We start from the raw sequence: 20,862 nt of genomic DNA, 5'->3' as shown, positions 1-20,862 counted from the left end.
CCGGGAGCACTCGATGGCCGCCGCACTCGGCGCCTATCTGCATTTTCTAGCGATCTTCGCCCTGTTCGCCCTGCTTAGCGTCGAGCACGTGCTGTTCAAGGCGCCGCTGGATCTGTCCCGTGCGCGCAGCCTGATGATCACCGACCTGGTCTACGGCATCTGTGCCGGTCTGGTGCTGGCCACCGGTGTCGCCCGCGTGCTGTGGTTCGGCAAGGGCGCCGCCTACTACATGGGCAACAGCCTGTTTCACGCCAAACTCGGCCTGTTCATCCTGGTCGGCCTGCTGTCGATCCTGCCTACGGTGGTTTTTTCAAATGGCGTGGCGCCGTGAAGGCCGCTCAGGTGCCCGCGCCGAGTGCTCGGCAGGTACGCCTGGTGACCTGGAGCATTCGCCTCGAGCTGCTGCAGTTGCTGGTGATCCCGCTGCTGGCGACGCGCTGATGGCGCGCGGTTATGGCGTGATTGGCTGAGCCGTGAGAGACGCAAAGCATCGCCGCTAAAGCGCCGCCCACAGAGCAGCACCGTAGCCCGGATGCAATCCGGGAACGATGTCCGACATTGCGCCAGCCCCGGAGAGCATCCGGGCAGGCGGCTTACGACGCCAGGTAGGACGAACGGGTCAGGCCCAGACGCAGAGCGTCGAGGAACTGGGTACGCTCACGGGCGCTGATCTTGGCGCTGGCCACCTTGTCGCGGTAGTGGGTCATCAGCTCCTCGGGCGACAGGTGCACATAGCGCAGCATGTCCTCGATGGTGTCGTGGGTCTCGATACCGGCATGCACTACGCTGCCATCGGCGCCCTGGTAGATGTTCACCGAGTCGGTGTCGCCGAACAGGTTGTGCATATCACCGAGAATCTCCTGGTAGGCACCGACCAGGAAAATACCCAGCACGTAGTCCTCGCCCTCGCGAATCTCGTGTACCGGCAGGCTGGTCTCGATGGACTGCTCGTCGACGTACTGACGGATCTTGCCGTCGGAGTCGCAGGTCAGGTCCTGCAGCACGGCGCGGCGCAGCGGCTCTTCGTCCAGGCGCGACAGCGGCAGGATCGGCAGAATCTGGCCGATGGCCCAGGTGTCCGGCAGGCTCTGGAATACCGAGAAGTTGCAGATGTACTTGTCGGCCAGCTTGTCGTTGAGCTCGTCGAGCACCGCGCGGTGCGAGCGCTGGCGGGCCTTGAGCTGGTTGTGCAGGCGACGGCAAATGGCGAAGTAGCACTGCTCGGCCAGCGCCTTCTGCGCCAGGCTGAGCTTGCCGGCCGAATACTGCGCGGCCACCTCCTCGATGTAGTGGGTGGCGCGCCAGTAGGTCTCGGCGACCATTTCCGGGTCGCTGTCTTCCAAGAGTTCGATCAGCACCTGCAACACTTCCGGCTGCTCGACGCTGGCATCGATCTCCGGCACCTTGTCGTTGTGTCGCTCGACGTCGGTGACCTGCACCAGCAACACGGCGTGGTGCGCGGTCATCGCCCGGCCGCTCTCGGAAAAGATGTGCGGATGGGGGATTTCCTGGCGGTCGCAGAACTCCTTGAGCATGTCGACCACGGCATCGGCGTAGTCCTGCATGTCGTAGTTGATCGAGCTGGCATTGCGCGAGTGGGTGCCGTCGTAGTCCACGCCGAGGCCGCCACCGACGTCGATGTGATCGACCGGCAGGCCCATGGCACGTAGCTCGCCGTAGTAGCGGATGGCCTCGCGGAAGCCCTTGCGGTAATCGGCGATGTTGGCGATCTGCGAGCCCATGTGGAAGTGCAGCAGGCGGATGCCCTGGTCCAGCCCGGCGGCGCGGAAACGCTCGACCACCGAAAGGATCTGCGCCGCAGACAGGCCGAACTTGGACTTCTCGCCACCGGTGTCGGCCCACTTCGAGGATGCCAGCGAGGACAGGCGCACGCGCAGGCCAATCTGCGGCGCGACCTTGAGCTCGGCCGCCTCTTCGATCACCAGGGCGACTTCCGACTCTTTCTCGATGACGATGAACACGTTGTGGCCGAGCTTCTGCCCCATCAGCGCCAGACGGATGAACTCCCGGTCCTTGTAGCCGTTGCAGACGATGGTGCCGCCCTTCGGCGCCAGCGCCAGCACCGCCAGCAGCTCGGGCTTGGAGCCGGCTTCGAGGCCGATGGAGACATTCTGCGTGGCGATGATGTTCTCGATCACCGCCTCCTGCTGGTTGACCTTGATCGGATACAGCGCGGTGTAGCGGCTCTGGTATTCCAGGCGTTCGATACTGGCGTCGAAGGCTCCGGTCAGGCGCCGTACACGGTCCTGCAGAATGTCCGGGAAGCGCACCAGCAGCGGCAGCGACAGGCCGCTCTGACGCAGCTCGTCGACCTGCTGATACAGGTCGATGGGCTGGCTGTCCGGCCCGTTGGGACGCACTTCGATACGCCCGGCGTCGTTGATCGAGAAATAGCCGGCGCCCCAGTGGCGAATGCCGTAGACACTGCGGCTATCGGCTACGGTCCATTGGCTGCCGTCGTCTTTGCGGGTGCGTCGTGCGGACATCGGGTTCTCCCATGAGAAAAGCCTGACCTTGCTGGCGGCCAGTTTAGAGATGATGAAAGCAAGATGACGTTTGCTCGGCGGTTGACCGTAGTAACGTCATCGAAGTTTAGAAAAGGGCTTATCAGCCGCCGGACTTCTTCGCGGTAAACCCGCGCTTACTCAGCTCGGCCAACAACAGCTCGACGTGATCACCCTGGATCTCGATCACCCCATCCTTGAGCGCGCCGCCGGTGCCACAACGCTTCTTCAGCGCGCTGGCCAGCTCCTTGAGCGGCTCTTCGGCCAACGGCACACCACTGACGGTGGTGACGGTCTTGCCGCCACGGCCCTTGGTCTCACGACGCACACGGGCAATACCGTCGCCATCGGGAATGCGCATCTGTTTGCAGATGCAGGCATCCACCGCCTGGTTGCAATCCGGGCAATGGCGACCACCATCGGTGGAATAGACGAGACCGCCCAGGGCGGAGAATGAAGAGGCTTTCTTGACCACCGGCTTGTCCTCGTAGGGGTCAGGATAGGCGAAGCCCTTCTGCTAGGGGCAGCGCAGGCGGACAGACGTCCGCCGAAAAGGCCGCGCAGTTTAACGGCAAAGACCGGGCTTGCTAAGACCAAATTTGCGTCATTGTTCGGTACTTTGGCGACGCTGTTCGTCATCGTGCACGGAGCGCTCGGAATCAACGACGCCGTAGGGCGCGCCGTGCGCACCGCCTTTAGATCTGAGACGGAGCTTCGGTGCGCACAGCGCACCCTACGAACTCGATACAACCACCCTCTCCCGCCCTTCGGGCACCCTCGGCTTGGGCATCCTGGGTCGCTCTAACTCCTGCATCCCTGCAGTCGTCTCCCATAAATGGGAGAGGGTCATCGGAAGGCCGCAAGCGGCCGCCTCATATAGCGTTCCAGCGCCGCCAACGAGTCCGGGCAGTAAGGTAGGCGGTGAGTTTCCTCCAGCGCCTGCTCGATGCTGATGAAGCGCGCCTCCAGCACTTCTTCCGGCTGCAGCTGCAGTGGTGCATCGGACACCGCCGAATAGGCCATGCACCACAGACGGCTTTCCGGGGCGTCGTAAAGAAAGTGCGCATGCTCGATCAGTTCGGCATCGACGATACCCAACTCCTCGGCCAGCTCACGCTCGGCAGAGAGCCGATAGTCCTCACCTTCGAGCACCATGCCGCCGGCCGCTACGTCCCAATAGCCGGGATACAGCGCCTTGCTCAGGGTGCGCCGGTGCACGCACAGCAGCCCGGCCGAATTGAACAACAGGATGTAGGTGCCGCGTCCGATCAGGCGCTGCTCGCGTAGCTCGGCACGGGAAACGCCGCCCAGTGGCTGATCACGCTCATCAACCCAAGCCACCCGCTCCTGATCGGAAGCGACGCGATGCGCCGCTTCCGCTGCCGAAATCTCGACCATCAACCCTGGCTCAGCAGCTGACGCAGATCAATCATGCCGGCATTGGCACGGGAGATGTAGTTGGCCATCACCAACGAATGGTTGGCCAGAACACCATAACCACTGCCGTTAAGGATCATCGGGCTCCACAGGGTGGCCTGCGCGGCCTCCAGCTCACGAATGATCTGGCGCACGCTGACGGTGGCGTTCTTCTTCGCCAGCACGTCAGCGAAGTCGACCTCGATCGCGCGCAGCAGGTGAGCCAGCGCCCAGGCCTGACCGCGGGCTTCGTAGAACACGTTGTCGATCTGCAGCCACGGCGTCTCGTACACGCCATCTCGCCCTACCAGTCCGGACTCCTCGGCGTCGTTGCCCACCTGCAGGTTCTCGTTCAGGCGCACCTGGCCGACGCTGGCCGACAGGCGCTGCGACAGCGAGCCGAGACGGGTACCAGCATCGCCCAGCCAGTTGTTGAGGTTGTCGGCACGGGCATAGAACTGCGCATTCTTCTGCCCCGTATCAGACAGACGATCCAGATAGCGATCCAGCGACTTGATGCCCTCGCGGTATTCGGACTCGGACGCCGGCAATGCCCAGCTCTTGTTATCGAAGTGGAAACGCGGTTCGGCCTTGGCCAGATCCGGGTCTTCGGTCGACTGCGACTGCGAGCGGGCGAAATCCTTGCGCAGCGCACGGGAGAAATCACGCACCTGCACCAGTACGCCGTATTCCCAGCTCGGCATGTTGTCCAGCCACAGGCCGGGCGGCGCGAGGTCGTTGGACAGGTAGCCGCCCGGCTTGTCGAGCAGCGTGCTGGCGACCTGTTTGAGGGTTTCCACCGTGGTGTAACCGATCACCATCTGGCGCTGCGCCTGCTGCGCCGCGCTCTGAGCATGCTGCTGCACCTGAAACGCAGACGGCTCCTGACTCCAGTACCAGCCAACCACCAGGGCGATCAGCAGATAGACACCGATCAGGCCGCCCAGTGATCGAGCGATCAGGTTGCCACCGCTGCGGTCGCGCCCTGAGGCCTTATCGGCGCTGCCCTGCGAGTTCGTCGAGCGATTCTTCCAGTCCAGCATGACAGTGTCCCTTTTTAAGCGAATTCGAGTGTTCGACCACAACCTGGCCAACGGGTTGCGACCTGTTCCGCACTATAAGGCAAGCCAACTGCAAAACGCATGGCGCAGGCGCAAACTTACCGCTGGTACGGGAAAACTACATTTCTGTCGCTTATTCGACAGAAATACGGCCGTCAATTGATCGACGGCAATGCCAGCGCCCGCAGCAAGTGATAGCATCAAGCCACCACTGACTTAACCACCTATAGAAGCCGGCCCATGACCGAGCACCCGGATCCCAGTCGCGATCGCCTCAAGCATCACTTCGCCCAGCGCGTGATTCATCAGGCGCGCCAGGTGCTGGAAGTATGGCAACGCCTGCAGCGCAGCGAATGGAACGACGCCGGCATGGCCGAGCTGACCGAAGCCAACCTGCGCCTGCTGCGTTACGCCGAGCGCTTCGAGCAGATCGAGCATGCGCAACTGGCGCAAATCATTGGCACCAGCCTCGACGAGGTCGTGGAAAATCGCGGCCGTCTCAACAGTACGCTGATCGCTCGCCTCAATCAGGCCATGCAACGCCTTTCACGTACCGGCCTGCGCCATAGCGACGCCTTCGAGCAAACCTTCCTGCCACCGCTGCGCAAACCGGTCTATCTCGCCCTGCAGGATGCCCAACGCGCCGAGCGCCTGGCCCAGCAACTGGAGTTCTTCGGCCTGGCCGCGCAGGCACTGAGCGATGAGCGTGCTTTCCGCGCCGCCATCACCGAACGCCACCCCGCCGCCATCGTCATGGACGTCGACTTCGCCGGCGCCGGGCTGGAGCTGGCAGGCTCGGTGCAGGAAGGCCTGGAGCAGAAGATTCCGCTGCTGTTCTTCAGCCACTGCAACACCGATACCCCGACACGCCTGGCCGCCGTACGCGCCGGCGGCCAGGAGTTCTTCACTGGCTCGCTGGATGCATCGAGCCTGCTCGAGCGCATCGAAGTGCTGACTCACGTCTCGCAATACGACCCGTACAAGGTGCTGATCGTCGACGACTCCAAAGCCCAGGCGACCCAAACCGAGCGCGTACTCAACAGCGCCGGCATCCTCACCCACACCCTTACCGAGCCTATCCTGGCAATGGATGCGCTGGCCGAGTTCCAGCCGGATCTGATCATCCTCGACATGTACATGCCCGAGTGCAACGGCACCGAACTGGCCAAGGTGATCCGCCACAACGACCGCTACGTCAGCGTGCCGATCATCTATCTGTCGGCCGAGGACGACCTCGACAAGCAGCTCGATGCCATGAGCGAGGGCGGCGATGACTTCCTCACCAAGCCGATCAAACCACGCCACCTGATCGCCACCGTACGCAACCGCGCGGCACGTGCGCGCAACCTCAAGGCGCGCATGGTGCGTGACAGCCTGACCGGCCTGTACAACCACACTCACACCCTGCAACTGCTCGACGACGCCTGCTTCCGCGCACGCCGCGAAGAGCAACCGCTGGCCTTCGCCATGCTCGACATCGACCACTTCAAGAAGGTCAACGACACCTACGGCCACCCCATGGGCGACCGGGTGATCAAGAGCCTGGCGCTGTTCCTCAAGCAACGCCTGCGCAAGACCGACCATATCGGCCGTTATGGCGGCGAGGAATTCGCCGTGGTACTGCCCGACACCGATGAACAATCGGCGCTCAAGGTACTGGAGGAAATTCGCCAGCGCTTCGCCGAGATCCACTACCCGGCGCAACCGCAGGACCTGTCCTGCACCTTCAGCTGCGGCATCGCGATGCTGCAAGCTGGCCTGGACGGCAACGCACTGTCCAAACGCGCCGACGAAGCGCTGTACAAGGCCAAACATGGTGGTCGTAACCGCGTGGAGCTGTACGACGACGAATAAAGCGCCGCCAAACGTGACGCCGCTCACGGCGTCATCAGGATGTAACCAAACCGCAATACGCTCGCGCGCATCGTTCAGTTGTCGATCGAGCCTGCCATGCGCCTCAAGCTGCTTACCAACCTCAATACTCTGTTGCTGGTCACCGTCTGTGTCGCCCTGGCGGCAACCTTGTGGTGGTCGCAGCGCGAGTTGCAGCAGCCGGTGCAAATGATGGAGCGCTACCTGACGCTATCCCAGCAGTTTCAGCGCGAAGTGGCCGACAACATTCAGGCCTACCTGGCCAGCGGCAACACCGTGCAACACAGCGCTGCAACCCAGGCCATCGACGCCTTCGACGAATCTATCGAACAACTGCCGCAACAACTGACCACCGAGCTGCGCCCCAGCCTGGAACAACTGCGCGACTTCAGCGCCAATCAGCTGCTGGCCGCCGGCAAGCTGGCTGGCGATCCACAGGGTCTGCTGCTGCAAGCCGAGCGCGAGATGCTCGCCGCTTTGGAACAGCTCAACCAGTACGCAGCCAGTGGCAGCGGCCCGGCAGCCGGTGACTATCGCCAGCCGCTGCAGGACGCGAGCTCGCGCCTGCTGAAGCTTGCTCACGCCCGTGAACGCTTCATCAGCCAGGGCCGCAGTGAACTGCTCGGCGATGTCGAGCGCGAACTCAAGGCCCTTGCCCAGCAGGTCGAGACGCTGGATAAGCTGCCGCTACTTGGCGTGCAACAAGCCGACAGCTCTGCCAGCGTCGGTTTCGCCGCGCTGCTCGGGCTGGACGACGCCCAGCAGGAGCAAGAGGCGCAGGATCGCGGCATCGACCTGAAACGTGAACTGGGGACGCTGGTGCGCCGCTACCCCAGCGAACTGCAACGCACCCGCGAACTGGTCGAGCAACGCCAGCAACTGGCCGTGACCACGACCGAGCGCGTGACCCAGGTGCAGCAGGCACTGGCGGCGCTGGAGCCGCTGGTAAAAGGTGAGTACGCGCGCATTCAGGGCGAGGTAAGGCTGATTCAGGGCCTGATGATCGGCCTGATCCTGCTGATCGCCCTGGTTATCGACCGCATCCAAAGGCGCCTGGCACAGGTGCTCGGACGCCTGGTACCGGCGCTGTCGCAATGGGCTAGCGGTGATTTCGCGACGCCGATCAGCATCCACTCTCGCACCCGCGAGTTGCGCGATATCGAAGATTCGCTCAATCACCTGCGCCGCTATCTGGTGGAGCTGGTCGCCAGCATCCGCGGCCACGCCGAGCATGTTGCTGGCTCAAGCCGCACCCTGGCCGACCTCAGCGGCGGCCTGCACGGCGGCGCCGAACGCCAGGCCAACGATACCGCGCTGATCCGCGACGCACTGGGCGAGCTGGAAGCAACCATCGGCCAGGTCGCCCAGGACGCCAGCCAGACAGCCGATGCCAGCCGCGACGCCGACCGCGCCCTGGCTCAGGGCCAGCAAGTCATCGGCCAGAGCCTGGAGGGCCTGCATGCACTGGTCAGCGAGGTGCAGGACAATGCCCAGGCCATCGAACGCCTGGCCGATGAGACCGCCACCATTGGCAGCGTGCTGACGGTGATTCGCGGCATCGCCGAACAGACCAACCTGCTGGCCCTCAACGCCGCCATCGAAGCCGCGCGTGCCGGTGAGGCCGGCCGTGGCTTCGCCGTGGTCGCCGACGAGGTTCGCTCGTTGTCGCAACGCACCGGTAGCGCCACCGCGGAAATCCAGGAGGTCATCGGTCGCCTGCAACAGGCCGCACACCAGTCCGTACAGGCGATGCGCGCGCAGGTCGAACACGCCGAGGCGACTGCCGGCAAGGCCGAGGCCGCCGACGGCGCTCTGGATGAAATCGTCAGCGCCATACGCACCATCGCCAGCATGGCCCAGCGCATCGCCGAGGCTACCGCGCAGCAGAGCGGTGCAGTCGGCGAGATTCGCGAACATGGCGAACGCATCCACCAACTGGGTGACGACAATCTCGGTCTGATCGCCAGCGGACGCAACGAGAGCGAACGCCTGCTGCAGCTTGGCGGCCAGTTGCACAGCGCCGTGCAGGCGTTTCGCGTCTAGGCCTGACGAACAGGCACTGCGACAAGGCAGCGCACGCCCGCTACGCTCGGGAACTCGGTAAAGACGGCACTTTCCAAGGCTCCGCTCATCCCCGGCATTCGACGCTCCAGCGTGGCGACGGCGATGCGGCTGGGCGCTTTCCGGTATCATGCCGCCACCTTTCGCCGAGATATTCGCCCGATGTCACTGCGTCGACTGTTACTTCCCCTGCTTCTGCTCTGCCTGAGTCTTCCTGCCAGCGCTGGCCTGTTCGATCAGCGCCCGGCCGCGTCGCCGATTGGTGCACCGCTGAACAACAGCAGTGATTTCCTGCCAGTACGCGAAGCCTTCAAGCTGAGCCTGGTCAGCAGCGATGCCCAGGCGGTGACCCTGCGCTTCGTCGCCGCCGAGGGTTACTACCTCTACCGCCACCGCTTCAACTTCAGCGTCGAGCCGGCCGATCTGGTGCTCGGCGAGGCCGAGCTGCCCGCCGGCCAGGCCAAGCACGACGAGTTCTTCGGCGATGTCGAGGTTTATTACGGCGTACTGGATATCCGCCTGCCGCTGGACAACCCGGACGAGCGCCCGCTGCGCCTGCAGGTCGGCTATCAAGGCTGCGCCGACAAGGGCCTGTGCTATCCGCCGGAGACCGAGTTCATCGAGATCGGTGATATGCCGGCTGCCAGCGGCGATGCAGCACCTGTCGCGACCAACTGGAACTGGAAGGAGCTGGCGCTGTTCTTCCTCGGCGGCCTGGCATTGACCTTCACGCCCTGCGTGCTGCCCATGCTGCCGATTCTTTCCGGGGTAGTACTGCGCGGCCAACTGGGGGGCGTACGCAGCCTGACCCTGTCACTGGCCTATGTCCTGCCGATGGCCGCCTGCTTCGCCATTCTCGGCACGCTGATGGGGCTGTTCGGCGCGGGCCTCAATCTGCAGGCTCGCCTGCAATCGGCTTGGGTATTGGTGCCTTTCGCCGCGTTCTTCGCGTTCTTCGCCCTGGCCATGTTCGGCCTGTTCGAGCTGCGCCTGCCCCGTTTCCTCAGCGAACCGCTGGATCGCCTGGCCGGCAAGACTCACGGCGGTTCGCACGTGAATGCCGCACTGCTCGGCGTCCTTTCCAGCCTGTTGGTCAGCCCCTGCGTTTCCGCACCGCTGGCCGGCGCCCTGCTTTATATCAGCGCCAGTGGCGATGCCCTGGGCGGCGGCCTGAAACTGCTAGCGCTCGGCCTCGGCATGGGCACGCCGCTGGTGCTGTTCGCCGTGGGCGGTGGTGCACTGCTGCCGAAAACCGGCACCTGGATGGTCACAGTGCGTAATGCCTTCGGCGTACTGCTGCTGGCCGTTTCGGTGTGGCTGCTCGAACGCGTGCTGCCGGGCAGTCTCAGCCTGGCCCTGTGGGGCCTGCTGGCGGGTGGCGTGGCAGTATTCCTCGGCGCGCTGGAGTTAGGTCCCAAAACGCATCGACAGAAGCTCGGTCAGATCGCCGGTCTGGCGTTGCTGGTCTATGCCCTGGCCGCCTGGGTCGGTGCATTGCAGGGTGCGAGCGATCCGCTCAAGCCGCTCGGCCAGTTGCAGACCGGTGCCAGCCAGAGCAGCGCCAAGAGCGGTGCCTGGCAAACCCTGAGTAGCCCCACCGAACTGGACGCCGCACTGGCCGAGGCCAAAGCCAGCGGCCAGCCGCTGCTGCTGGACTGGTATGCTGACTGGTGCATCAGCTGCAAGGTCATCGAGCGTGAGGTATTCGGCAATGCCGAAGTCGGCAGTAAACTGGCCGGCTGGCGCCTGATCCGCTTCGATATCACCGAAAGCAACGCCGCCCAGCGCGCCCTGCTGGACCGTTACAAGCTGTTTGGCCCGCCAGCCATCCAGCTGTTCGCCGGCAATGGTGACGAATTACTCGATCTGCGTGTCGTAGGTGAGATCAATGCCGCCACCTTCGCAGGCCGCCTGGATCAGGCAAGTAGCCGCCTAGGAAAACGCTGAAAGAGCCCCAAACCGTCACTCCCGCGAAGGCGGGAGTCCAGGTACTGCGGGGTCTGGATTCCCACCTTCGCGGGAATGACGACTATTTCAGACCATCCCCAGGTAGCTGAACGCCGCCAAGACGATCATCGCTAGCGCCTGGCAACGACCGAAACCAACGCTATAGTCATATTTCTGCCGCAAACAGCAGGCATCGTGTCGACTATTGCTGACATCGCGCAGCTGCGGCATAGTCCTGCGCAGCCCGAACAACAAGGAACGCGACCATGGCCACCCTACTGGTGCTACACGGCCCCAATCTGAATCTGCTGGGCACCCGCGAGCCCGACAAATATGGCGCCACCACCCTCGCCGAAATCAACCAGGATCTGGAGCAGCGCGCACGCGAGGCTGGCCATCATCTGCTGTACCTGCAGAGCAATGCCGAATACGAACTGATCGACCGCATTCACGCCGCAAAGGGTGAAGGCGTCGACTTTATCCTGATCAATCCTGCCGCTTTTACCCATACAAGCGTCGCATTACGTGACGCATTGCTGGCGGTGAGCATCCCATTCATCGAAGTGCACCTGTCCAACGTGCACAAGCGTGAACCTTTCCGCCATCACTCCTACTTCTCCGACGTTGCAGTAGGGGTGATCTGCGGCCTTGGCGCCAGCGGTTATCGGCTGGCCTTGGAAGCGGCACTCGAACAACTGACCGGGCGCGCCTGACGCGTAGCCTGGTAGACAAGTCCTACCTCACCTCTGGGAGTTGACCATTCATGGATATCCGTAAAGTCAAGAAACTGATCGAGCTGCTGGAAGAGTCCGGTATCGACGAGCTGGAGATCAAAGAGGGCGAAGAGTCCGTACGCATCAGCCGTCACAGCAAACAACCGGCCTATGCCCCGCAGCCGATGTACGCGCCAGCACCAGCTCCGGTAGCAGCGCCTGTCGCCGCAGCCGCTCCGGGCGCTGAAGCCGCTCCGGCCGCCGCACCGAAGCTGAACGGCACAGTTGCTCGCTCGCCGATGGTCGGCACCTTCTACCGCGCCGCTTCGCCGACCTCTGCCAACTTCGTCGAAGTCGGTCAGACCGTGAAGAAAGGCGACATCCTCTGCATCGTCGAAGCCATGAAGATGATGAACCACATCGAAGCCGAAGCCAGCGGTGTGATCGAATCCATCCTGGTGGAAAACGGCCAGCCGGTTGAGTACGACCAACCCCTGTTCACCATCGTTTGATGCACGGGGAGCCTGCAATGCAGAAGCTGGAAAAAGTCCTTATCGCCAACCGTGGCGAAATCGCCCTGCGTATCCTGCGCGCCTGCAAGGAGCTGGGTATCAAGACGGTGGCCGTGCACTCCACCGCCGACCGCGAACTGATGCACCTGGGCCTGGCCGACGAGTCCGTCTGCATTGGTCCGGCACCTGGCGCACAGTCCTATCTGAACATCCCGGCAATCATCAGCGCCGCTGAGCTGACCGGAGCCACCGGCATTCACCCGGGCTACGGCTTCCTCGCCGAGAACGCCGACTTCGCCGAACAGGTGGAGAACTCCGGTTTCGCCTTCATCGGCCCGACCGCCAGCGTGATCCGCCTGATGGGCGACAAGGTGTCGGCCAAGGAAGCCATGATCAAAACCGGCGTACCGGTGGTTCCCGGCTCCGACGGCCCGCTGCCGGAAGACGAGGAAGAAGCGCTGCGTATCGCCCGTGAAGTGGGCTACCCGGTGATCATCAAGGCCGCTGGTGGTGGTGGTGGCCGCGGCATGCGCGTGGTGCACAAGGAAGAAGACCTGATCAAATCGGCCAAGCTGACCCGCACCGAAGCCGGTGCAGCGTTCGGCAACCCGATGGTCTATCTGGAAAAATTCCTCGGCAACCCGCGCCACGTGGAAGTCCAGGTGCTCTCCGACGGCCAGGGCAACGCGATTCACCTGTATGACCGTGACTGCTCGCTGCAGCGCCGTCACCAGAAGGTGATCGAAGAGGCTCCGGCCCCGCTGATCGACGAGAAGGCCCGCGCCGAAGTGCTCAAGCGCTGCGTCGATGCCTGCGTCGAGATCGGCTACCGCGGCGCCGGCACCTTCGAGTTCCTCTATGAAGACGGTCGTTTCTATTTCATCGAGATGAACACCCGCGTCCAGGTGGAGCACCCGGTCACCGAGATGGTCACCGGCATCGACATCGTCAAGGAGATGCTCAGCATCGCCGCTGGCAACAAGCTGTCGATCAAGCAGGAAGACGTGAAGATTCTCGGTCACTCGGTCGAGTGCCGGATCAACGCCGAAGACCCGGACAACTTCATGCCCAGCCCCGGCAAGGTCAAGCATTTCCATGCTCCGGGCGGTAATGGCGTGCGCGTCGACTCGCACCTGTACAGCGGCTACAGCGTCCCGCCGCACTACGACTCGCTGATCGGCAAGCTGATCACCTTCGGCAAGGACCGCGACGAAGCCATGGCGCGCATGCGTAATGCCCTGGACGAGATAGTGGTCGACGGCATCAAGACCAACGTGCCACTGCACCGCGACCTGACCCGCGACAAGGGTTTCGTCAAAGGTGGCGTCAACATCCATTACCTGGAAAAGAAACTGGGTATGGACAAGCACTGAGTCCATGACCTGCTGCGCGTCGGCGATACGGCGTTAAAAACGATCTCGGCAAGCTGCTTGCAGCTAACGCGCTTTAGCGCGGCCCGAAGGGCGAGTGGAACGAGCAATGCTCACTTACAAATGTAAGCTCCGCTCCCTCGACCGTTTTTGCCTTGTCTCGCTCTAGCTCGCGAGGTCATGACTGAAGTGCTACACAAGGGCTGCCCTCGGGCGGCCCTTGTCGTTTCCGGCCGATAGCCGAACTGGCCGGCCGGCCATCCGTTCAAGTAAGCTGCGCGGCCAAACCGTTCCACATGCTTTCGAGGTTTCTCATGCCCTGGTTACAAGTCCGTCTCGCCATCACACCTGAGCAGGCAGAAACCTACGAGGACGCCCTGCTGGAAGTCGGCGCCGTGTCGGTAACCTTCATGGATGCTGAAGATCAGCCGATCTTCGAGCCGGATCTGGGCACCACGCCGCTGTGGTCAAACACCCACCTGCTGGCCCTGTTCGAAGCTGATACCGACGAAACCGCGCTGCTTGCCCACCTGCAACTGCTGTGTGGCGGCGCATTGCCGGAGCATCATGTCGAGCGTATCGAGGATCAGGACTGGGAACGCAGCTGGATGGATGGCTTCCAGCCGATGCGCTTTGGCCAGCGCCTGTGGATCGTACCGAGCTGGCACGCCGCCCCGGAACCGGATGCGGTGAACCTGCTGCTCGATCCGGGCCTGGCCTTCGGCACCGGCACTCACCCGACCACCGCACTATGCCTGGAATGGCTCGACAGTCAGAAGCTCGATAACTGCAGCGTGATCGACTTCGGTTGCGGCTCAGGCATCCTCGCCATCGCTGCCCTGCTGCTCGGCGCACCGCAGGCAGTGGGCACCGATATCGACCCGCAGGCGCTGGAAGCTTCGCGCGACAATGCCTCGCGCAACGGTATCGACCCTGCCCGCGTCCCGGTCTATCTGCCCGCCGACATGCCGCAACAACCCGCCGACGTGGTCGTCGCCAACATCCTCGCTGGCCCGCTGGTTTCCCTGGCACCTCAGATCACCGCGCTGGTCAAAGGCGGTGGACGCCTGGCGCTGTCGGGTATCCTCGCCGAACAGGCCGAGGAAGTCCGCGCCGCCTACGCAGGTGCGTTCGACCTCGACCCAACGGCCGTCAAAGACGGCTGGGTGCGCATCAGCGGCGTCAAGCGCTGAACCGCGCGCAATCGTTGCGTTAGACTAGCTGCTTGGATTTTCCGGACCCGCGCATGAGCGAAAGCCACGTCACCCAGTGCCCCAATTGCCGTACCAGCTTCCGCGTCAGTCAGGCGCAGCTGGCTGCTGCCCATGGTGCCGTACGCTGCGGCGCCTGCCTGCACGTGTTCAACGCTGTCGAGCAACTGTTCGGCCCCCGTGCAGCCGCACCTGCGCCAGTGGCAGCCAAAACGGCAAGCGCTCCGGTCAAAGCTCAACCCGAAACCCGCCCCAAGCCGCCAGCGGCCAAGCCCGCCGCCGACACCCTGTGGATTCATGACGACCTCGACCTGGACAGCCTCGACCTCGATGAGGAACTGGCCAAGCTGGAAGAGCAGGAACAACAGCTGTCGCAGCAGTTCCTCGCGCTGGAACAGGCGCCGCGCTATGCCGAGAACTTCGGCAGCCGCGCGACAGATGAACGCGAAGATGCGCACGACGAAGCCTGGGCCGAAGCCCTGCTGCGCGACGAACCAGTCAAGCGCGAGCGCGACAGCTTCGAATTGCAGCCTACCGAGGAACAGCCAGAGCCCGCACTTGCACCGGAGCCCAAAGCCGCCATTGAGTCCACCCCCGTCACACCCCGCAAGCAGCAGCCCATCGCCGACGACCTCGACGAAGCCGATGAGCCGCGCCTGGGTAACCTCGATGACGAACCCGACGAGCCGGAGCGACAGGACGAAGACCTGCGCACGGAACGTGAAGACCCCAAGGTAGCGCGTAACGAGCCGGGCCTGCGCGAGGAGCGCCTGTTCGAACTGGACGACGAGCCCTTGCAACTCGACTGGCGCCAGCCACAGGGCACATCCTGGGGTCGCCTGTTCGGCTGGGGCCTGCTCAATCTGCTGGCGGTGGGCGGCCTGCTGGCGCAGTACGCGGCCTACAACTTCGACGAATTGGCGCGCCAGGACCGTTATCGCCCCTGGTTCGAACAGCTGTGCCCGAACATCGGTTGCAGCCTGCCGTCGAAAGTCGACATCAGCCAGATTCGCAGCAGCAACCTGGTAGTGCGCAGCCACCCGGAGTTCTCCGGCGCGCTGATCGTCGACGCCATCCTCTATAACCGCGCCTCCTTCGCCCAGCCCTTCCCGCTGCTGGAGATGCGCTTCGCCGACCTGGGCGGCCAACTGGTCGCCAGTCGTCGCTTCAAACCCAGCGAGTACCTTGCTGGCGAGCTGGCCGGGCAGAGCGAAATGCCGCCGCAGACGCCCATTCACATCTCCCTGGACATCCTCGACCCGGGCACGCGCGCGGTTAACTACAGCCTCAGCTTCCATTCCCCCGAGTAGCCTGAAGGGGCCGCGACCCGTGGTCGCAGGCCCTTTATCTAACTACTGGCGATAAGCCCATAGCTGTTCAGAATTTGTTCAAAACGACCTTTATCCGGTCATCCAGAGCGGGTATCATGCCCACCCTTTCGCGAGCACCGAACCACCATCGTTTCCCCGAGAATCTGTTCAAAGTCTCGCGAGCTAGAGCCAGGCAAGGCGAAGTCGGGCGAAGAAGCGCAGTTTACTGTCTGTAAATGAGCATTCTGAGTCTGACTTCAACGCCGCCTGGCCGACGCGCAGCAGGCTTTGAACAGAATCTCAGGACACAGTGGAGGACAGGTGTCGATCGCCCTTTGTCTCAACTGCGCACCAACAAGCAGGGACGCCCCATGTCGGCCCCACGTATTGGCCCCTACACATTGCCCAATCGGTTGATCCTGGCTCCCATGGCCGGCGTCACCGATCGTCCGTTCCGCCAGCTGTGCCGCCGTCTCGGCGCTGGCCTGGTGGTGTCGGAGATGGTCACCAGCGATGTGCGCCTGTGGAATAGCCGCAAGTCCAGCCTGCGTTTGATGCACGCCGGTGACCCCGAGCCGCGTTCGGTACAGATCGCCGGCGGCGACCCGCAGATGATGGCCGACGCCGCGCGCAAGAACGTCGAGTTGGGCGCGCAGATCATCGATATCAACATGGGTTGCCCGGCCAAGAAGGTCTGCAACAAGGCCGCCGGCTCCGCGCTGCTGCGTGACGAGCCCCTGGTACGTGAAATCCTCGATGCGGTAGTCGGTGCGGTGGACGTGCCGGTGACCCTGAAGATTCGCACTGGCTGGGATCGGCAGAACAAGAACGGCATCACTGTAGCGAAGATCGCCGAAGATGCTGGCATTGCTGCGCTTTCCGTCCACGGTCGTACCCGCGCCGATCTGTATACCGGCGAAGCCGAGTACGACACCATCGCCGCCATCAAGCAGGCGATATCGATTCCGGTGTTCGCCAACGGCGACATCGACTCCCCACAAAAAGCCAAGGCCGTGCTCGACGCCACCGGCGCCGACGCCCTGCTCATTGGCCGTGCCGCCCAGGGGCGGCCATGGATATTCCGTGAAATCGAGCACTACCTGCGTACCGGCGAAACCCTGCCGGCACCGAGCCTGCTCGAAGTGGAACGCATCCTGCTGGAACACCTGGCCGCACTGCACGCCTTCTACGGCGAATTGATGGGCGTACGCATCGCCCGCAAGCATGTCGGCTGGTATCTCGCAACCCTGCCGGGCGCCAGGGAGTTTCGCGCCCAGTTCAACCGTCTGGACAGTACGGACGCACAGTGCGCCAACGTTCGCGAGTTCTTCAGCGAACGGCATAACGATGGAAACGAGGTGGCCGCATGACGTTGATGACAGAGACCCTAGTGAGTGGAATTGCACCCGTGAGTGACAACACCAGCCTTAAACAGCACCTGAACACGCCGAGCGAAGAGGGTCAGACCCTGCGCGGCGCCGTGGAGAAGGCGCTGCACAATTACTTCGCCCACCTCGAGGGCGCGGACGTCACCGACGTGTACAACCTGGTGCTCACCGAAGTCGAAGCGCCGCTGCTGGAAACCGTCATGAATCACGTGAAAGGTAACCAGACCAAAGCTTCCGAACTGCTCGGCCTGAACCGTGGCACGCTGCGCAAGAAGCTCAAGCAGTACGATCTGCTGTAACCCCGAACTCCCGAAAAGGGCGGCCCGCATGAGCCGCCTTTTTTGCTGATATCCCCGCTCTGATGGATAGTGAAATGACCGACCAGACCACCCTTCTGCCCGTGCGCCGCGCGCTGATCAGCGTTTCCGACAAGACTGGCGTCCTCGAATTCGCTCGCGAACTGGCCGCCCTCGGTGTCGAGATTCTCTCCACCGGTGGTACCTACAAGCTGCTCAAGGACAACGGCGTAGCCGCAGTGGAAGTGGCTGACTACACCGGTTTCCCGGAGATGATGGACGGCCGCGTGAAGACCCTGCACCCGAAGATTCACGGCGGCATCCTCGGTCGTCGCGCCCTGGACGGCGCAGTGATGGACGAGCACGGCATCAAGCCGATCGACCTGGTGGCGGTAAACCTCTATCCCTTCGAAGCCACCGTGGCCAAGCCTGATTGCGACCTGGCCGACGCCATCGAGAACATCGACATCGGCGGCCCGACCATGGTCCGCAGCGCAGCGAAGAACCACAAGGACGTCGCCATCGTGGTCAACACCGGCGACTACGCCGGCATCGTCGCCTCCCTCAAGGCCGGCGGCCTGAGCTACGCCCAGCGCTTCGACCTGGCCCTGAAGGCCTTCGAACACACCGCGGCCTACGACGGCATGATCGCCAACTACCTGGGCACCATCGACCAGGCGGCGGGCACCCTGTCCACCGAAGGCCGTGGCGCCTTCCCGCGCACCTTCAACAGCCAGTTCATCAAGGCGCAGGAAATGCGCTACGGCGAGAACCCGCACCAGAGCGCGGCGTTCTATGTCGAGGCGAAGAAGGGCGAAGCCAGCGTTTCCACCGCCGTGCAGCTGCAAGGCAAGGAACTGTCGTTCAACAACGTCGCCGACACCGACGCCGCGCTGGAATGCGTGAAGAGCTTCGTCAAACCGGCCTGCGTCATCGTCAAGCACGCCAACCCCTGCGGCGTCGCCGTGGTACCGGAAGACGAAGGCGGCATCCGCAAGGCCTACGACCTGGCCTACGCCACTGACACCGAATCGGCGTTCGGCGGCATCATCGCCTTCAACCGCGAACTGGACGGCGAAACCGCCCAGGCCATCGTCGAGCGTCAGTTCGTCGAAGTGATCATCGCCCCGAAAATCAGCGCTGCCGCTCGTGAAGTGGTGGCAGCCAAGGCCAACGTGCGCCTGCTCGAATGCGGCGAATGGCCGGCCGAGCGCGCTGCGGGCTGGGACTTCAAGCGCGTCAATGGCGGTCTGCTGGTACAGAGCCGCGACATCGGCATGATCAAGGCAGAAGACCTGAAGATCGTCACCCAGCGCGCGCCGAGCGAGCAGGAAATCCACGACCTGATCTTCGCCTGGAAAGTGGCCAAGTTCGTCAAATCCAACGCCATCGTCTACGCCAAGAACCGTCAGACCGTCGGCGTCGGCGCCGGCCAGATGAGCCGCGTCAACTCCGCCCGCATCGCTGGCATCAAGGCCGAGCACGCTGGCCTGCCGGTACCGGGCGCGGTGATGGCCTCGGACGCCTTCTTCCCCTTCCGCGACGGCATCGACAACGCTGCCAAGGCCGGCATCACCGCGGTGATCCAGCCGGGTGGCTCGATGCGCGACAACGAGGTGATCGCGGCTGCCGATGAAGCCGGTATCGCGATGGTGTTTACCGGCATGCGTCACTTCCGCCATTGATTGGCTGGTGGATGGCTTCGGCCATCCACCTACGCCAACCTTATTCCGTAGGGTGGATAGCGCTTTTCCTATCCACCAAGCGGGCCACCGGCCCGCCTCCATTGGGAGAGACTTATGAACGTATTGATCATCGGCAGCGGCGGTCGTGAACACGCCCTGGCCTGGAAAGTGGCGCAGGACAAGCGCGTCGAGAAGGTCTTCATCGCCCCAGGCAACGCTGGCACCGCTACCGAAGCCAAATGCGAGAACGTCGCCATCGACGTACTGGCCATCGAACAGCTGGCCGACTTCGCCGAGAAGAACGTGCAGCTGACCATCGTCGGCCCGGAGGCTCCGCTGGTCAAAGGTGTGGTCGACCTGTTCCGCAGCCGCAAACTGGACATCTTCGGCCCTACCGCCGCCGCTGCCCAGCTGGAAGGCTCCAAGGCCTTCACCAAGGACTTCCTGGCGCGCCAGCAGATCCCCACCGCTGACTACCAGAACTTCACCGAAATCGAGCCGGCGCTGGCTTACCTGCGTGAGAAAGGCGCACCGATCGTGATCAAGGCCGATGGCCTGGCCGCAGGCAAGGGCGTGATCGTCGCCATGACCCTGCAGGAAGCCGAAGACGCGGTGCGCGACATGCTCGCCGGTAACGCCTTCGGTGAAGCCGGCTCGCGTGTGGTGATCGAGGAGTTCCTCGACGGCGAAGAAGCCAGCTTCATCGTCATGGTCGACGGCGAGAACGTACTGCCGATGGCCACCAGCCAGGACCACAAGCGCGTTGGCGACGGCGACAGCGGCCCGAACACCGGTGGCATGGGCGCGTATTCGCCTGCGCCGGTGGTCACCGCCGAGGTGCACAAGCGCGTGATGGACGAGGTGATCTACCCGACCGTGCGCGGCATGGCCAGCGAAGGCAACGTCTACACCGGTTTTCTCTATGCCGGCCTGATGATCGACAAGGCTGGCAAGCCCAAGGTCATCGAGTTCAACTGCCGCTTCGGCGACCCGGAAACCCAACCGATCATGTGCCGCCTGGAAAGCTCCCTGGTACTGCTGGTCGAGGCCGCATTGGCCAAGGCCCTGGACAAGGTCGAAGCAACCTGGGACCCACGTCCGACCGTGGGCGTGGTACTGGCTGCCGGTGGCTACCCGGGCGACTACGCCAAGGGCGACGTCATCGAAGGCCTGGATGAAGCCGCCAAGCTCGACGGCAAGGTGTTCCACGCCGGTACCGCACTGAAGGACGGCCAGATCGTCACCGCCGGTGGCCGCGTTCTGTGCGCCACCGCCATCGGCGCCAGCGTTGCCGATGCCCAACAGCAGGCCTATCGCCTGGCCGAGAAGATTCGCTGGAACTGCATGTTCCACCGCAACGATATCGGCTATCGGGCCATCGCCCGCGAGCGCGGCGAGAGCTGATCGTTTGAGCGAAAATGCGGCACAAACAAGGCAAAATCGCTGTTTGTGCCGTATTCGCTCGAGCAAATGCTTGGCTATAATCCGGCCACTC

Annotated in this window: 16 protein-coding genes and 1 pseudogene; 13 read left to right on the top strand and 4 right to left on the bottom strand. The window is 63.4% G+C overall.

Annotated elements, in window-relative coordinates:
- Positions 1-13: 13 nt before the first annotated feature.
- Positions 14-470, top strand: a pseudogene (locus tag AAEQ75_RS12185) (DUF2214 family protein).
- Positions 471-593: 123 nt separating this feature from the next.
- Here AAEQ75_RS12185 and speA read toward each other — a convergent pair.
- The 4 genes from speA to AAEQ75_RS12165 all read right to left on the bottom strand — a co-directional run bounded on the left by speA (position 594) and on the right by AAEQ75_RS12165 (position 4,984).
- Positions 594-2,507: an arginine decarboxylase gene (gene speA / locus AAEQ75_RS12180; RefSeq protein ID WP_343349022.1), complete on the bottom strand. Its 1,914-nt coding sequence runs from the start codon at positions 2,505-2,507 to the stop codon at positions 594-596.
- A gap of 121 nt (positions 2,508-2,628) precedes the next feature.
- Positions 2,629-3,000 (bottom strand): translation initiation factor Sui1, encoded by a 372-nt coding sequence (locus tag AAEQ75_RS12175; RefSeq protein WP_143505495.1) that lies wholly within the window; start codon positions 2,998-3,000, stop codon positions 2,629-2,631.
- 371 nt (positions 3,001-3,371) lie between these two features.
- Positions 3,372-3,923, bottom strand: coding sequence for an NUDIX hydrolase (locus AAEQ75_RS12170; RefSeq protein ID WP_343349020.1), 552 nt, complete (start codon positions 3,921-3,923; stop codon positions 3,372-3,374).
- Positions 3,923-4,984, bottom strand: coding sequence for a DUF2333 family protein (locus AAEQ75_RS12165; RefSeq protein WP_343349018.1), 1,062 nt, complete (start codon positions 4,982-4,984; stop codon positions 3,923-3,925). The genes AAEQ75_RS12170 and AAEQ75_RS12165 overlap by 1 nt, the downstream gene beginning before the upstream one ends.
- Before the next feature lie 258 nt (positions 4,985-5,242).
- Between AAEQ75_RS12165 and AAEQ75_RS12160 the strand changes: the two genes are divergently transcribed.
- From AAEQ75_RS12160 to purD, 12 genes are all read left to right on the top strand, one after another.
- On the top strand, positions 5,243-6,856 hold the full coding sequence (locus AAEQ75_RS12160; RefSeq protein WP_343349017.1) for a PleD family two-component system response regulator: 1,614 nt from the start codon (positions 5,243-5,245) through the stop codon (positions 6,854-6,856).
- Between the two features lie 96 nt (positions 6,857-6,952).
- Positions 6,953-8,917, top strand: a complete 1,965-nt coding sequence (locus AAEQ75_RS12155) for a methyl-accepting chemotaxis protein (RefSeq protein ID WP_343349015.1) — start codon at positions 6,953-6,955, stop codon at positions 8,915-8,917.
- A 180-nt stretch (positions 8,918-9,097) separates the two neighbouring features.
- Positions 9,098-10,882, top strand: coding sequence for a protein-disulfide reductase DsbD (locus AAEQ75_RS12150; RefSeq protein ID WP_343349013.1), 1,785 nt, complete (start codon positions 9,098-9,100; stop codon positions 10,880-10,882).
- A gap of 266 nt (positions 10,883-11,148) precedes the next feature.
- Positions 11,149-11,595 carry a type II 3-dehydroquinate dehydratase gene (gene aroQ / locus AAEQ75_RS12145; RefSeq protein ID WP_024306841.1) on the top strand — a complete coding sequence of 149 codons (447 nt, stop codon included), beginning with the start codon at positions 11,149-11,151 and terminating at the stop codon, positions 11,593-11,595.
- Positions 11,596-11,645: 50 nt separating this feature from the next.
- Positions 11,646-12,107: an acetyl-CoA carboxylase biotin carboxyl carrier protein gene (accB, locus tag AAEQ75_RS12140; protein WP_106732582.1), complete on the top strand. Its 462-nt coding sequence runs from the start codon at positions 11,646-11,648 to the stop codon at positions 12,105-12,107.
- A gap of 17 nt (positions 12,108-12,124) precedes the next feature.
- Entirely contained in the window at positions 12,125-13,480 is a 1,356-nt protein-coding gene (accC, locus tag AAEQ75_RS12135) for an acetyl-CoA carboxylase biotin carboxylase subunit (RefSeq protein ID WP_343349008.1), read from the top strand.
- A gap of 311 nt (positions 13,481-13,791) precedes the next feature.
- The gene (gene prmA / locus AAEQ75_RS12130; RefSeq protein WP_343349006.1) at positions 13,792-14,670 is read left to right on the top strand and encodes a 50S ribosomal protein L11 methyltransferase; all 879 of its coding nucleotides are present in this window, start codon (positions 13,792-13,794) and stop codon (positions 14,668-14,670) included.
- A 53-nt stretch (positions 14,671-14,723) separates the two neighbouring features.
- Complete coding sequence (locus AAEQ75_RS12125) at positions 14,724-15,998, top strand: DUF3426 domain-containing protein (protein WP_343349004.1); 1,275 nt, start codon at positions 14,724-14,726, stop codon at positions 15,996-15,998.
- A gap of 371 nt (positions 15,999-16,369) precedes the next feature.
- Positions 16,370-17,368: a tRNA dihydrouridine synthase DusB gene (gene dusB / locus AAEQ75_RS12120; protein ID WP_125833489.1), complete on the top strand. Its 999-nt coding sequence runs from the start codon at positions 16,370-16,372 to the stop codon at positions 17,366-17,368.
- Positions 17,365-17,685 carry a DNA-binding transcriptional regulator Fis gene (gene fis / locus AAEQ75_RS12115; RefSeq protein ID WP_003242613.1) on the top strand — a complete coding sequence of 107 codons (321 nt, stop codon included), beginning with the start codon at positions 17,365-17,367 and terminating at the stop codon, positions 17,683-17,685. Before dusB ends, fis begins: the two co-directional genes overlap by 4 nt.
- 74 nt (positions 17,686-17,759) lie before the next feature.
- Positions 17,760-19,367: a bifunctional phosphoribosylaminoimidazolecarboxamide formyltransferase/IMP cyclohydrolase gene (gene purH / locus AAEQ75_RS12110; RefSeq protein WP_343349000.1), complete on the top strand. Its 1,608-nt coding sequence runs from the start codon at positions 17,760-17,762 to the stop codon at positions 19,365-19,367.
- 114 nt (positions 19,368-19,481) lie between these two features.
- Positions 19,482-20,771, top strand: coding sequence for a phosphoribosylamine--glycine ligase (gene purD, locus AAEQ75_RS12105; protein ID WP_343348998.1), 1,290 nt, complete (start codon positions 19,482-19,484; stop codon positions 20,769-20,771).
- Positions 20,772-20,862 lie beyond the last annotated feature (91 nt).

Source organism: Pseudomonas sediminis (assembly GCF_039555755.1).
Lineage (GTDB): Bacteria > Pseudomonadota > Gammaproteobacteria > Pseudomonadales > Pseudomonadaceae > Aquipseudomonas > Aquipseudomonas mendocina_D.
The sequence above is the reverse complement of the archived record's forward strand: the minus strand, read 5'-3'. Positions and strand labels throughout refer to the sequence as shown.

Bases quoted from the DNA above. Each gene is read 5' to 3' on its own strand.
- AAEQ75_RS12125 (WP_343349004.1), top strand. From the start codon at position 14,724: ATGAGCGAAAGCCACGTCACCCAGTGCCCCAATTGCCGTACCAGCTTC.
- AAEQ75_RS12155 (WP_343349015.1), top strand. From the start codon at position 6,953: ATGCGCCTCAAGCTGCTTACCAACCTCAATACTCTGTTGCTGGTCACC.
- fis (WP_003242613.1), top strand. From the start codon at position 17,365: ATGACGTTGATGACAGAGACCCTAGTGAGTGGAATTGCACCCGTGAGT.
- dusB (WP_125833489.1), top strand. From the start codon at position 16,370: ATGTCGGCCCCACGTATTGGCCCCTACACATTGCCCAATCGGTTGATC.
- aroQ (WP_024306841.1), top strand. From the start codon at position 11,149: ATGGCCACCCTACTGGTGCTACACGGCCCCAATCTGAATCTGCTGGGC.
- accB (WP_106732582.1), top strand. From the start codon at position 11,646: ATGGATATCCGTAAAGTCAAGAAACTGATCGAGCTGCTGGAAGAGTCC.
- prmA (WP_343349006.1), top strand. From the start codon at position 13,792: ATGCCCTGGTTACAAGTCCGTCTCGCCATCACACCTGAGCAGGCAGAA.
- AAEQ75_RS12160 (WP_343349017.1), top strand. From the start codon at position 5,243: ATGACCGAGCACCCGGATCCCAGTCGCGATCGCCTCAAGCATCACTTC.
- AAEQ75_RS12170 (WP_343349020.1), bottom strand. From the start codon at position 3,923: ATGGTCGAGATTTCGGCAGCGGAAGCGGCGCATCGCGTCGCTTCCGAT.
- AAEQ75_RS12150 (WP_343349013.1), top strand. From the start codon at position 9,098: ATGTCACTGCGTCGACTGTTACTTCCCCTGCTTCTGCTCTGCCTGAGT.
- AAEQ75_RS12165 (WP_343349018.1), bottom strand. From the start codon at position 4,984: ATGCTGGACTGGAAGAATCGCTCGACGAACTCGCAGGGCAGCGCCGAT.
- purD (WP_343348998.1), top strand. From the start codon at position 19,482: ATGAACGTATTGATCATCGGCAGCGGCGGTCGTGAACACGCCCTGGCC.
- accC (WP_343349008.1), top strand. From the start codon at position 12,125: ATGCAGAAGCTGGAAAAAGTCCTTATCGCCAACCGTGGCGAAATCGCC.
- speA (WP_343349022.1), bottom strand. From the start codon at position 2,507: ATGTCCGCACGACGCACCCGCAAAGACGACGGCAGCCAATGGACCGTA.
- purH (WP_343349000.1), top strand. From the start codon at position 17,760: ATGACCGACCAGACCACCCTTCTGCCCGTGCGCCGCGCGCTGATCAGC.